The organism is Thermodesulfovibrionia bacterium, from assembly GCA_030646035.1.
Taxonomy (GTDB): domain Bacteria; phylum Nitrospirota; class Thermodesulfovibrionia; order UBA6902; family UBA6902; genus JACQZG01.
In genome coordinates, this window is sequence record JAUSMY010000008.1 from 1 (window position 1) to 14,543 (window position 14,543).

At 46.8% G+C, this 14,543-nt stretch carries 8 protein-coding genes; 3 read left to right on the forward strand and 5 right to left on the reverse strand.

The genetic code is table 11. From position 1 onward, the window contains the following. The 3 genes from Q7U10_00350 to Q7U10_00360 form a co-directional block, all read left to right on the forward strand. A partial coding sequence (locus tag Q7U10_00350) for a hypothetical protein (protein ID MDO8281071.1) occupies nt 1-275 on the forward strand: 275 nt, incomplete at its 5' end. Between the two features lie 205 nt (nt 276-480). Then, nucleotides 481-4,890 carry a PKD domain-containing protein gene (locus tag Q7U10_00355; GenBank protein ID MDO8281072.1) on the forward strand — a complete coding sequence of 1,470 codons (4,410 nt, stop codon included), beginning with the start codon at nt 481-483 and terminating at the stop codon, nt 4,888-4,890. 263 nt (nt 4,891-5,153) lie between these two features. After that, on the forward strand, nt 5,154-10,766 hold the full coding sequence (locus Q7U10_00360) for an SBBP repeat-containing protein (GenBank protein ID MDO8281073.1): 5,613 nt from the start codon (nt 5,154-5,156) through the stop codon (nt 10,764-10,766). Nucleotides 10,767-10,862: 96 nt separating this feature from the next. On the opposite strand, the gene alr is transcribed toward Q7U10_00360, so the two are convergent. Genes alr through Q7U10_00385 form a run of 5 tightly spaced genes read right to left on the reverse strand, consistent with a single transcriptional unit; the run spans nt 10,863 to nt 14,539 of the window. Next, nucleotides 10,863-11,957: an alanine racemase gene (gene alr, locus Q7U10_00365; GenBank protein MDO8281074.1), complete on the reverse strand. Its 1,095-nt coding sequence runs from the start codon at nt 11,955-11,957 to the stop codon at nt 10,863-10,865. Then, nucleotides 11,958-12,167 carry a twin-arginine translocase TatA/TatE family subunit gene (gene tatA / locus Q7U10_00370; GenBank protein MDO8281075.1) on the reverse strand — a complete coding sequence of 70 codons (210 nt, stop codon included), beginning with the start codon at nt 12,165-12,167 and terminating at the stop codon, nt 11,958-11,960. Nucleotides 12,168-12,201: 34 nt separating this feature from the next. Further along, the gene (locus tag Q7U10_00375) at nt 12,202-12,819 is read right to left on the reverse strand and encodes a molybdenum cofactor guanylyltransferase (GenBank protein MDO8281076.1); all 618 of its coding nucleotides are present in this window, start codon (nt 12,817-12,819) and stop codon (nt 12,202-12,204) included. Between the two features lie 6 nt (nt 12,820-12,825). Next, nucleotides 12,826-14,076, reverse strand: coding sequence for a histidine--tRNA ligase (gene hisS, locus Q7U10_00380; GenBank protein MDO8281077.1), 1,251 nt, complete (start codon nt 14,074-14,076; stop codon nt 12,826-12,828). Further along, a complete protein-coding gene (locus Q7U10_00385) occupies nt 14,066-14,539 on the reverse strand; it encodes a DivIVA domain-containing protein (protein MDO8281078.1) in 474 nt (157 codons plus the stop codon). Before Q7U10_00385 ends, hisS begins: the two co-directional genes overlap by 11 nt. Nucleotides 14,540-14,543: the final 4 nt, after the last annotated feature.

The window sequence follows — 14,543 nt, forward strand, 5'->3', positions numbered from 1 at the left end:
ACAAGGCAGACGACAAGGACGGGCATCTGGGGTTTATCGCAGAGGATGTGCCTGACATGCTTGCGACATATGACAGAAAGAGCCTCGACCCCATGGACATAGTGGCTGTACTGACAAAGGTTGTGCAGGAGCAGCAGAAGATATCCGAGCAGTCCGAAAAGGTTCTTCTTCAGCAGCAGAAGACTATATCAGAGCTGTCAGGAAAGGTGGCTGACCTTGAAAAGGCGTTAAAGTTAAAGAACAGCCTCGCATCTGCTGAAATTTATTTGCATTAAGGTTGTTTGTATTCTGTTATTGGAAGTTGGCAGCAGGAGAGGTGTCTTTTGACTATAGAGTCTTATTTCGGTATGTTACAATACCATGTATATTGAAGTTGATATACACAGACTCTCCTTTTAAATCTTAATGAATATTCCTAATACCGCGACAGATAGCACATGCACCCACTGTAAACTGCAAGGGCTGAAAGCTTTGCAGTTTGTGCTGATACTTGTTTTCCTGCTATCAATATTGCCCGTGGCCTCGCCTGAGGCAGCATTAATATCGGTCAACCCCGTATCCGCCCCGGCAGACACGCCGACCGGATTTACCTTCACTACGGAAGCATCTGCGGCAGGGGTGTCAGTTGAGCTTAGTATCTATAACGACTTCAATAATAACAGCATCATCGATTCAGATGAGTGGCCCATTATCAATGGCCCCATAACTGATAACGGGAGCAACACATTTAATGAACTTCTCACATGGGATGGAGACCCTGCTCCAGCAAGTATTACCGCTGTCCTGAACCCCTTTTCAGGTTACGGCGGCTTTCTGCCGCCCGGCAATTTCATTGTGCGTGTCCTGGACTCCATGAATGCATCCGCGACCGCCCGGTTCAGTGTCGCACCGGCATCCGGGCCCATGACCGTAAGCGGCACCGTCTATAAGGCGGGAACCCTTACACCGGTAGCCAATGCCGCAGTCGCCTGCATATCAGCGGCAGGAGGTGGCTCCGCCATCACAGACGGAAACGGCTTGTTTACATTGCAGATACCTTCTGCGGGGGAATACTATATCGAGACCAGAAAACAGGGGCACTTAAGTGATACAGGCAGCATAACCGTACCAGCCTCAGGTATCGGCAGCTATATCATTTACCTTATCCCGCAACTCACTGGAACAGTGACCGAGCAGGGAAGCACCTCCGCAGTGGCAGGGGCGGAGATATGGGCCCGGTCAACGGATGGGAGATATAGCCAGGCCCTGACAGATGCAAACGGAAGCTATGCCTTGCCGCTTCCGGGCGGCGTTGAGTGGTTTCTTGGGGTAAACGAACCAGACGGATATTTCGGCTCTCTCATCCCGTTACATAACTACAGCAGCGGCGCTTTCATTACCCCGGAGACATCACCCGGTTCAGCTGATAACGGACAGTACGCGCTTGATTTCAGTGAAGCGCCTCCAGATACGGGCCATGACGAAGAGGTCGGGTATGTCGGCCTCGGCCAAAGCCTTCCAAACCTCGCAGATACCGAGTTCACGATTGAGGCATGGGTAAAGAGAAACTCCGCCAACAGCCTCAACGGCGGCATATTCTCTCGCGCAGTGGACCATCGCGGTATCCTCATGTATGTGAACAACAGCATCCCGAAGTTCGCAATGAAGAAGGACGGGCTTGCTACGTACAACATTGACAGCCGGTTCACCCTTCAGAACGGCATCTGGACGCATATAGCTGCAACGCTTGTCAATGAAGACCACTCCGCAGTCCATGCCGCCTGCAACACATATGATGTCGGCATAAACTCATCCATCGCTGTTGACGCTTCCGGAAATCTGCACATCAGCCATTACGATGCGGACCATGGCGACCTGTTGTATACCACTAACTCATCAGGCTCATGGATAACCGAAACGGCCAGCAGTGCAGGTAATGTCGGGCAATTCACCTCTATCGCTCTGGACTCCTTGGGCAAGGTGCACATCAGTTACCATGACGCAACCGATCTCAGCCTGATGTACGCCACGAACGCATCAGGCTCATGGGCTGCTGAAATAGTGGATGACGGAGGAGTGGGTGGCAATGTCGGCAAATACACCTCTATCGTACTGGACTCATCGGGCAAGGTGTATATCAGTTACTTCCGGCAGAAAGACACCACCTCAGGCACCGCATACAGCGATCTCATGTTTGCTTCAAACGCTTCAGGCAGCTTCCAACACACGGTAGTGGACTCCGCGAACACGGCAGGCCGCTATACATCCATCAAGCTCGATTCTTCAGGCAACCCGCATATCAGTTATCTAAGGACATACAATGGCGGGCTGAGCGAAGATCTGAAGTATGCCACCAGAAGAGGCGTTACTCCTGGTGGAGGTTCCTGTGCCGGCACCGGCGGTTCATCCGACTGGGCATGCACATTCATTGACACCGGACTCGTTGGAAGATTTTCATCCTTAGCGACAGACTCTGCGGACAAGATACATATAAGCTATTATGATGCTGCGAATAAGCGCCTGAAATACGCTACAAACGCTTCCGGTTCCTGGGTAAATACGGTCGTGGACAGCACGGGTGATGCCGGTACTCACACATCTCTTATAACTGACGCTGCTAATAAACCTCACATCACATATTTTGATGCAGCCGGTCAAACGCTCAAATATGCCACAAACGCTTCCGGTTCCTGGCAAACAGAGACTGTGGACAGCAGTCCGGGGGCATGGGTGACAACTCCGATAAACCCCACAACTTCTGACATCGAGACAGGAGGGGCATCGATAGCCATTGATGGCGCAGGCGACATCCATATCAGTTTCCTGAAACAGCGCACCGGCGACCTTATGCATTCCAGCGGGCAGGCAGGTTCATGGAATACCGAGGCCGTCCTGGTCGGGAGCGACGCTGGAGAATCGGAGATGCCGCATGTCGATATGTATGTCAACGGGACATATCAGAACTGCGGCTCAACAGCAGGGAACTTTTCTGATGCGCTGGACTTGGGCAACAGCGGGAATCCTGTGAATGAAGTTATCGGAGAGTCACAGATAGTCAGTGTAGATACCGGAACCGGGAACGACTGGAAGAATATCCAGGACCCTAACTATATCAGCCCAAGGTCGCGGCTCCTTGCCGTTATCGATGAGGTAAGGTTCTGGAAGGTCGCCCGTACCGTATCTGATGTCGCACAGTGCATGAACAGCGAACTGCTTCCCGGCAGCGGCGCCTGCGGGATTGACAACAGCATACTGAAAGGGTATTGGAGGTTTAATGAAGGAACCGGAGCGACCGTTATTGACAATTCAGGCAGCGGAAATAATGGGGCGAAGGTCTACTGTGATCTGGATTGTGAGAACTTTACGGCAACCAATTTCTCATGGAATAACGGATGGACGGATGGCAATCCGTTTCAGGCATCTTCAGATACCTCCATTCCTGTCATCAACTTCACGGTGCATCAGGAGACTGCATGGATACAGGGTACTGTCAAAGATGAGACCGGAATAAATGCAGTAGAAAACGCCCTTATTTATGCGAGAAGGATAAACACGGCATCCCCGCCGCTCCGGAGCCTGCATAATGCAGGATTTACAGACAGCCTGGGGAGTGCGTCTATCGGGCTGGAACCGGGTGACTGGGAGATAGGGACATGCATGCGATGTCACAATAAACCAGTTATGATAGGAGGAGTGCAGAAAGATATCGTGCCCGCCTCTACGGTATCTGTAACCCTTGTGCCGGGTGAGACAAAGCAGGTCTCTTTATCGACGTATTACGCCGATGGCGCAATTGAAGGGGTAGCCTACCTTGCTAACGGGACGACTCTTGCCCCTGCAGGGACTGTGATTTTAGCGAGTACTGACAACGCATTCAACGGAGCCGGCCAGTCTTCCGTAGGATCTGTTCAGGCCAAGACGGAAGTGAACGCAAACGGGGAGTTCAGGCTCCCACTGCTCAGCGGGACCTGGATACTGCAAGCCGACTGGATGGGCAAGTATCAGTCCCCGAAAAGTGTGGTGACCCTGACGACAGATGGTGATGAAGTCATTGAAGCGGGTGAAATGATAACAGGCCATATCCTTTCCCTAAACGGCACCTTTGCCGTTAATACAGCGCCCTTTGCTGACGCAGGAGGACCGTACGCAGGGACTGAAGGATCATCTTTAACACTTAACGGTTCATCCTCAAGCGACCCGAATAACAATATCTCTACTTACGAATGGGACATAGACAACAACGGGACATACGACTACAGTTCAGCATCATCTTCACAGAGCCATACATACGCACAGCAAGGTACATATACGATCAAGCTGAGGGTAACTGATGCTATGGCCGCAACATCAGAGGCTACCACAACAGCCGTCATTTCTGACACTTCACCGACAGCAGGATTTACCGGCAACACAACAAACGGGAGAGCGCCGCTTACCGTAAGCTTCACAAACAGCTCAACAGGCTATGACACGCCGCTTACATACGAATGGGATTTTGACAACAACGGAACTGTTGACTCGACATTGTCAAATCCTTCATATGACTATACAAACGCAGGCACATATGCTGTAAAGCTTACAGTCACAGATTCAGACAGCAGCGCCAATTCGCTGACAAGGCTGAGCTATATAAGCGCCACCTCATGCTATTCACCTGTAAAGATCACAGGTGCGGTTAATTCATACCATACCTATATTCAGTCTGCATATATTGATTCATCGCAAGGAGACGACATCCGTTTCCAGAATGTTTCATTTAGCGAAAACCTTATATTCAATTCCAGCAAGGCGATAACGCTGAGGGGCGGATATGACTGTGATTTCAATCCAACAACCAATAAGACAGTCATAAACGGCAATGTGACCATCAGTGACGGTGTTGTAACAATGGAAAATGTAATAATCCAGTAAATTGGTTTTGTATTCTTAAAATAACAAGGTTTCATCATAAGCTTCCCCTTTAGGTTTACAGTTCTGAATTAGCGCAACCTCGCATATAGAATTACATTGACAAATCCGCTTAATATCGTTATTGTTTTACTAAATATAGCCACTCAACAATAGCGGTTACCGGTTTAACTTAATCAGAGTTATAAATAATTATTCATCCCGGAGGATACGTTGAAAAGAACCGCACTCCTTATACCGATCCTTTTTAAAAAAAAATAATTATCTTGTTAAACAAGACCATACTCATAACGGCAGTACTGATTCTTTCTTTAAGTCTTAATGCATCAACTTCTTTTGCGAGTCTGGAGAACCCCGAATCAGCGAAGAAGATCTTCGGCATTCAGATCCCATTTATTGAAAATAAGGGACAAATAGGTGAGAGTTCTGTCGTTTTCTATGCAAACACATTTGCCGGCACGGTCTTCATAACTGATAACGGTGATATCGTTTACAGTCTTACAAGATCTGCAGGCGGCCGTGAGGGTAGTGATAATGATCAGGCACCATCTTTTGTAACAGTCTCAATAATGGAGAGCCTTGATCGTCCCGGGCCCCTGAAGATTGAAGGTATTGATAAGGCTGTTACAAAGGTCAGTTACTTTGGCGGAGCAGAGGAGGAGTGGAGGACGGATATCTCGACATGGCAGGAGGTGAGTGTTGGAGAGGTTTATGAAGGTATTGAATTGAAGCTTAAGGCATATGGAAATAATATTGAGAAGCTCTTCACAGTCTATCCCGAAGGCAAGGTAGAGGAGATAAAGCTCAACCTCAAAGGAGCAAGCGGTTTAGCTGTTAATGAAGATGGGGAGCTTGAGATAAAGACAGGGTTGGGCATAGTAAAGATGACAGCACCTGTCGCCTATCAGGAGACAGGTGGAGAGCAAAAGCGTGTGCAGGTGGCATATATGGTTTCAGATGGTTCTGCAAGTTATGGTTTTGAAGTTGGAGAATATGACCATACAAGGCCGCTTGTTATAGACCCCTTGCTGGCATCTACTTTTCTCGGCGGAGGTTCCTCTGAGTCTGAAGGGATGATCGCTCAGGATTCATCAGGCAATATATTTATTGCAGGACGGACTTACTCCACTGATTACCCAGCGACCCCGGGGGCTTTTGATACAACACTTCCTGACTCTTATGGAAATATTTTTATATCCAAGCTTAACAGTGACCTTACGAGCCTCCTGGCATCCACCTTTATCGGCAGTTGGGGTACATATCCACTAGACATTGCAATAGACTCATCAGATAACGTCATTATTGCAGGATATACCAGAAGTGTAGATTATCCGACCACGTCCGGAGCATTTGATACCATAATTAATTCAAACCATTCTAATACTGATTCCTTTATATCCAAATTTGACAATGATCTTACGACTCTTATCGCATCAACGTTTCTTGGCGGGACTCTGGATGAACGCGGTAATTCCATAGCTGTAGATTCATCAGGTAATGTCATTATTACAGGATATACCAAAAGTGCAGATTATCCGACCTCAGGCGGAGCTTTTGATACAGCATATAATGGTTCTCTTGATGCTTTCATATCCAAGCTTGACAGCGATCTCACAACCCTTCTTGCATCTTCATATATCGGAGGAAGCAGAAATGATCAAGGAGAATCTGTTGCCATAGATTCTTCAGGTAATATATTTGTCTCAGGAGAGACGCTTTCAAATAATTACCCGACAACACCGGGGGCTTATAGCGGCTATTTGAATGATCTTTTCATATCCAAATTTGACAGTGGCCTCACGACTCTTCTTGCATCAACTTATATAGGTGGAAGCTCCTCTGAGTATGATGTAGTGATGGCCCTGGATCCATCAGGTAATGTATTTATTACGGGAAGGACATCTTCAACTGATTATCCAACTACCCCGGGGGCTTATGATACCACACATAATGGCGGTTTTGATTTTGTTATTTCCAAACTTGACAGCAGCCTTGCGAGTCTTCTTGCATCAACTTATATAGGTGGAGGTTCCACTGAGAGTGTGCGGCTCTTGGCCCTGGATTCATCAGGTAATGTATTTCTCTCCGGAACTACAAATTCAATTGATTATCCCGTTACTCCCGGGACTTTTGATGCCACATACAATGGCGGCGCTTATGATATTATTCTATCCAAATTTAACAGTGACCTTACCAGCCTTCTTGCATCCTCGTTTGTCGGTGGAAGTTCCGGGGATTCGGGCCGTGGATTATTGATAGATCCTTCAGACAATATCATTATTTCAGGGAGTACCAGTTCACCTGATTATCCTGTAGCTGCAGGTGCGTATAATACTATACATAATGGTTCAAGCGATATGCTGGTCTCAATATTTGATAACACATTATCCAGGATCGGCCCCAATACCTATGTGAGCCCATTAAATATAGATTTCGGCAGTGTGTACCTGGGGAGTTCGGCTGACAGCACAGTTACAGTAAGCAACTATGGTACTGAAAATCTTGTGATCAATTCAGTCGCTTTATCTTCATCAGAATTCAGCATTATATATCAGACCTGTACAGGGGCGGAGCTTGCGCCTCTGGCGTCCTGCACAATTGATGTCAGGTTCACCCCGCCATATATGGGCACATTTTCTGACCCAATCATCATTAGCTCAAATGACCCTATTAACAGCGAGGTTACAGTCAGCCTGAGCGGATCAGAGATAGGCCCTGAAATTACAGTTGATATGGAGTTTATATATTTCAATACAATAATGGAGGTCTCTACCGAACAGACGGTTACTGTAACTAATGACGGGCATGAGGACCTGCTTATAGGAACTATCACCTCACCGCCGGCCCCGGTCAGCATTGTTTCCGATACCTGCTCAGGAACTGCAGTGGCTCCTAATGATACCTGTGTCATAACATTGAGGATCGACCCTGCATCCGCATATACGTATACGGATTCTCTTATTATTCCCTCTAATGACCCTAATGAAGCCAGTAAAGAGATAATAATTGAAGGCTACTATAGAGCATGGCCTGTAAGTGCTGTCGGCAGCGGAAGGTCTATCTTGGATATCTCCATTGCTCTGGATTCAGCAGACACTGCTCATTTTGCCTACATCATCAAGCTGGATTCTATGCACTGTGTAGTGGCAAGAGTAGATCCAAGCGGAACCTATCAGTACTCTACTGATTTTACGGGAACTGGTGAGTGCTATTTTGAATGGGAACGAGTATCTATTGCTTATGATGAAACAGACACACTGCATGTGAATGATACCTTTGCTTATCAGTACAACTCAAATAAGAATCTCGACTCACTTGGCAATACACACAGTTGCGGATACGATTCAGTCAAAGGCACATTAACTCACAGTTATTACGACGGAGCAGTATTGCATACTGAGGATGTGGCTTCAGTAGATTACGCAGGAAGATGTGATATTGCAATTGACTCCGCTGACAAGGTGCATATTGTTTTCAAGGAATATACGGAACCTTACCATATGCCTTCTGCCGTCATGTACACTACGAACAAATCGGTCCCATTAAATGATGCTGACGGAGACGGTTACTCTGTGGCGCAGGGAGACTGCAACGATGATGATGCAAATGTAAACCCCGGAGCTGCAGAGATACCCGGCAACGGCATTGACGACGACTGTGATCCTGCCACACTTGATGATATATGCAGCCCTGCCTCAACCAGATGTGTCCCGTCGGAATATGCCACGATACAGGCCGCCATTGATGCGGCTATTGACGGTGACTCGATATTTGTTGCGCAGGGCACCTACACGGAGAACTTGAGCTTCTTAAAGGGAGGTACATACAGCATAGAGGGCGGGTGGGATTTCGTGACCCACAGCCATACCGCAGACCCTGCACTTACAACTGTAGACGGAAACAGTGCGGGTAGGGTCATTAATATAGACCCGGCTGATGCCGCCCTGAACCTGACTATCAAAGACCTGAAGATACAGAACGGTGCCTCGAGTTATGGAGCCGGCCTTTATGCCGGCAGCAACACAGCGTCATACATTATAACTCTCAGCCTCCTGAACAATATATTTACGGCCAACCAGGCGACCGGGCCGTGGAGCGGCGGCGGCGCCATGACGATAGAGGCTCAGAATAATGATATTGATGTGACATTAAGCGGCAACGATATCTATGGTAATCATGCAGACTATGATTCAGGCGGCATCCTCTTCCGCTCACCCGGCCACTACAGACAGCTGACAGCGACGGTGTATAACAATAATATCCATGACAACACCGCCAGATTCGGCGTAGGGATGTTTTTTTACAACGACGGGAACTACAGCATTCAGAACCTTACGGTCACAGGCAATACCGTCACAAACAACAGCACCACAGACAACACTTATGCTGAATGTTTTATACAATCTGACGATATTGGAGGGCCTGCATACGGGGGCGGTATAGGTTTTACAGTTAATAGTGACACAATCAGCAATATCACGTTAACAGGCAATACGATCTCAGGCAATAAGGCAGTGGCGGGAGCTGGTGTCTATCTGGGGGTGAGTGAAAACAGCGAAGACGGGTTTTATAACTCTCAAATAAACCTGACTTCATCTAATAATTCTATACTGAACAATACTGTTCCAGCTGCCTGCACATCGCTTACAAATATATCAAACGGCGGCGGGGTGGTTGTAAACGCAGATACGAACTTAACAAGTATATCAACCTTCTCATTTAACAATGACACAATCACAGGCAGCAGCCTTTATGACCTGATACTTGAGGCAGACAACAGAGGAGCTGTTGACATCAAAAAACTCAATTCAGGCATAGCGACAACCCACAGGTACGGATGGAGGGGATATGACGCTACGCTCTGCCCTTCAACCGGCTGGTGGAGAAGGCCGTGTTTATTGAATGATCTCGGAGCGTTTACTTTTAACACGACAGACCTTGCCGTGGACAACGACGGAGACGGATACACGGAGAATCAGGGAGACTGCGATGATACAACCGCTGCAATCAATCCCGGAGCTTCCGAAACCTTCGGCAACACAATAGACGATGACTGCAACCCTTCAACACCTGACACTAACATTGCTCCAACCGCAAACGCAGGCGGGCCGTACGCAGGGACTGAGGGAGTGGCTGTAACACTCAACGGTTCAGCCTCAAGCGACCCGAATAACAATATCTCAACATACGAATGGGACATTGACAACAACGGGACATACGTCTACAGCTCTGCATCATCTTCACAGAGCCATACCTACACACAGCAAGGCACATATACGATCAAGCTGAGGGTAACTGATGCTATGGCCGCAACATCAGAGGCTACAACAACAGCGGTGATATCAGACACCTCACCGACATCAGGCTTTACCGGCAATCCCATAAGCGGCAGGGCACCTCTTACCGTAACCTTCACAAACAGCTCAACAGGCTATGACACACCGCTGACATACGAATGGGACTTTGACAATAACGCTACTGTTGACTCGACATTATTAAACCCTTCATATGAATATGCAGGTACAGGAACATATTCCGTAAAGCTTACAGTCACAGATTCAGACGGCAGCACTAATTCACTAACAAGGCTGAATTATATAAGCGCTACATCATGCCTGTCACCAGTAAAGGTCACAGGCGCTGGAACTTCATATTACACATCCCTTCAGCCAGCGTATAATGATTCATCAGAAGGAGATGACATCCGTTTCCAGGATGATTCATTCAATGAGAACCTTATATTCAATGTTAACAAGGCGATAACACTGAGAGGCGGATATGACTGTGACTTCAATGCAACTGCCAACAAGACCGTCATAAACGGCAATGTGACCATAAGTGACGGCGTAGTAACATTGGAAAATGTAATAATCCAGTAAAGAATCAGGAAAAAGAAATAGGTTGTGACCATGCCCTGATTTTTCTAACTATGCTTATAGTTACAGTAGAAAACAGCAGGTGTTAGCAAGAAATAACTACTTATAAACCCTCTCAACTCTCTTGCCAATCGATGTAAGGACTTCGTATGAGATGGTGCCGATCTGGTCGGCGATGTCCTGCGCGGTGATTCTGTTTTTGCCTTTTGAACCTATCAGAATAACTTCGCTCTTCTGCGTAACATTAGGAATGTTTGTAACGTCCGCCATGAATGAATCCATACAGACCCTTCCCGCAACCGGAGCGAATTTGCCATTAATGATGGCCTTGCCTATGTTTGATAGCCTTCTGTCATAGCCGTCGGCATAACCAAAGGGTATGGTTGCAATGGCGCTCTTTCTCTTTGTAATAAAAGTTCTGCTGTAACTTATCGGAGTTCCCTCAGGCACACTTTTCACAAAGAGAACTTTGCTCCTGATGCTCATGACAGGCTTAAGCTTTTCATTCTCACAACAGCCGTATCCGTAAAGCATGATGCCGGGACGCACCATATTGAAGTGAGATTTTGGCAGGGTCAGGACAGCGGCGCTGTTTGCCATGTGAATATATTTAAAAATTATGTGCTTCTCTTTAAGAGAGTTTATGACATGGTTGAAAAGTTTGATCTGTTGATTGGCAAAACGCTTGTCTTTAAGGTCTGCTTCAGAAAAGTGGCTCATAATCCCTTCAAGTTTGATGTTGCTGAGAGCTGCTATCTTCGGAACATCTTTCAGCGCGCTTTCAGGATCAAAACCAACGCGCCCCATGCCTGTATCTATCTTGATATGGATCGGCACCAGCTTTTTCTTCCTGGCTGCGGCAAGAGATATCTTCTTTGCGATGCTGAGGTCAAAGACTACAGGCCTGAGGTTATATTCAATGAACGCGTCAATATTTTTTGTATCAAAGAAGACAACTATCGGAGCCTTTATTCCAGCCTCTCTTAATTCAACACCCTCGCTTGCGCAAGCTACGCCGAGCATAGTGACCTTGTTCTTGAGGAGGTGTTTTGAAACTTCCACCGCGCCGTGCCCGTAGGCGTCGGCTTTGACAACGGCAAGGATATTTTGATCGCCTGTCTTCTTTCTGACAAGCTCTAAGTTACTGGAGAGGTTTTTAAGGCTTATTTCAGCAACAGCTCTTTGAAGCTTCACTTATGAATTTGTTCCCTCTTTTTTTTCGTCCTTGCTGTCTTTCTCTTTATTTGGAGTTACATCAATTTCATCAGGCCCTGATACCGCCTTTTTGAAGTTCCTTATCGCCTTGCCTATCCCGTCTCCCAGTTGCGGCAGTTTTGAGCCGCCAAAGATCACAACGACAATAACCAGTATTATTATTAGTTCTGTTGCTCCAAGACCAAACATATTATCCTCCTTCTTACTGAATCCATATTAGAATTTAGTATATCCGATAATGCAAATAAAGGTTCACATCTTCAGGAGTATTGAGGTTAATAAATGACCTTGCTCCCGCATCAACCTTATTCACCTCTTTAGAATTGATGTATTTTACCTTTTTGCCTGTTAAAAAATCTTTCAGCCCTTTTTTGCCGGTGAGAAGTGATTTCTCCATGGATAACAGCAGGCTTCTGGAATAAAATGCAAATAGCGGCTCTGCATAATTCCCGCCCTGCCCTCCTGGGGATTCGGGCACCACGGCATCGTATTTTTTTCTCATCCCTGCCATGTAAGTTATGAGTTCCCTGTTTATAAAAGGCATATCGCAGGCTGAGACAAATATCCATTCAGTTGATGAATTGAACAGAGCCGTAAAGATGCCGGTCATCGGGCCTCTTATATCATAAATATCACCAAACATGGGCGTATCAAGATGAGCGTAAAGTTCAGGCTGATTGGTAACGATATAATTTTTCTCAAAGAGCTGCCCGAATGTCTCAAGATTTCTCTTGATGATAGTTTTTCCATCAACCTCAATGAAAGACTTCGGCACCGGCATCCGGGTATTCTCGCCGCCTGCTAGGATAACGCCTGTACAGTTATTGATAAATTTGTGCAAAGGAGATCACTTTTTTAAGGCTTGTATTATGCTGTGTACATCTAATGAGACTTTAGACTTTTCCCCGCTATCCATTACTTTCAACTCAGCAGTATTGCTCTTTAATTCATCTTCTCCAAGCACTATTACATTTTTCGCCTTTATGCGGTTGGCTTTATTCATCTGGCTGCGGATAGAGGCTTGCTCATAATTTATCTCGATCCATTTACCCTCTTTCCGTAACTGGTCAGCAAGCACAAGTGCTGCCTCAGCCTCTTTCCTGCCAAGTGTGCAGATGAATACATCAGGCCCTTCATGAGCATCCATTGAATCTTTTATAAGCGGGATGATCCTATCCATGCCGATGGCAAAGCCTATGCCAGGAGTTGACGGGCCGCCGAACTCCTTAACAAGCCCGTCATATCTGCCGCCTGCTGCAACGGCATTCTGGCTTCCGAGTGATTCGCTTGTCACCTCAAAGGCCGTCTTTGTGTAATAGTCGAGCCCCCTTATAAGATTAGGGTTGATTGTGTGCGGAACATTGAGGAGTTGCAGATAATGCTTAAGATCATTGAAATGTTCATTGCATCCCTCGCATAGATGACCGATAACAGCAGGCGAACCTTCTCTCTCTTTTATGCATGCCGGAACTTTGCAATCAAGTATCCTTAAGGGATTTGTATCAAAGCGCCTTTTGCAGTCAACACAGAAACTTTCCAATTTACCCTGCAGATAATCCCTCAGGGCTGCTATATAAGAAGGCCTGCATTGAGCACAGCCTATGGAGTTCACCTGAAAATTCAGGTTCTTTAAGCCAATGCCTTCAAGTATCTGCGAGAGCATGGCGATTATCTCGGCATCTACCTTCGGGTCCTCAACACCAAGCGCCTCAGCACCTATCTGGTAGAACTGCCTCTGCCTGCCTGCCTGAGGCCGTTCGTAACGGAACATCGGGCCCATGTAGTAATACTTTTGAGGCGCAGGCTCGTTGTAAAGATGGTGTTCTACATAAGCCCTGATAAATGGCGCAGTGCCTTCGGGCCTCAGTGTTACGCTTCGGCCGCCCTTATCAGTAAAGGTATACATCTCCTTCTCAACGATATCCGAGGTTTCCCCGATGCTCCTTGTGAATATATCTGTCGACTCGATTATCGGCAGCCTTATCTCAGAGAAGCCGTGGTTTTTAAATATGCCTCTGGATATATCCTCTATCTTGTGCCAGATAAAGATATCGGGCGGGCATACATCCAGAATGCCTTTGAGGCTTTTAAACTTCATCCGGCCTCTCTTCCTCGCGTTTCTTGTCAAATTCCAGCATGCTCATATGGCTTTCTATCAGCCGTTTAAGCTCTTCCTTGAAATGCGTCCTTACGCCCTTCAGGTCGGTGATATCCTCATGTATCTTTACGACACCCTCCTGAGCATGGTGGATCATCTCTTCCGCTCTTAGCTCAGCCTCTTTCCTTATCAGCTCAGCCTCTTTCCTGGCATTGTTCTGATAGTCTTCCACCATCTTCTGTGTCGCTATGAGAGTATCTTTAAGCGTGGTCTCAATGCTCTTGTAATCTTTCAGCTGTTTCTCATACCTCTTTACATCTTCCCTCAGGTTTGCATTCTCCCTCAGAAGCTCCTCCATCTCTTCCCTCACATGTTCAAGGAATGCATCGACCTCTTCTATGTCAAAGCCCCTGAACTTGGTTGCGAACTGCTTTTGCTGAATATCAAGCGGTGTTATTCTCATCTTA

Bases quoted from the DNA above. Each gene is read 5' to 3' on its own strand.
- Q7U10_00385 (MDO8281078.1), bottom strand. From the start codon at position 14,539: ATGAGAATAACACCGCTTGATATTCAGCAAAAGCAGTTCGCAACCAAG.
- tatA (MDO8281075.1), bottom strand. From the start codon at position 12,167: ATGTTTGGTCTTGGAGCAACAGAACTAATAATAATACTGGTTATTGTC.
- hisS (MDO8281077.1), bottom strand. From the start codon at position 14,076: ATGAAGTTTAAAAGCCTCAAAGGCATTCTGGATGTATGCCCGCCCGAT.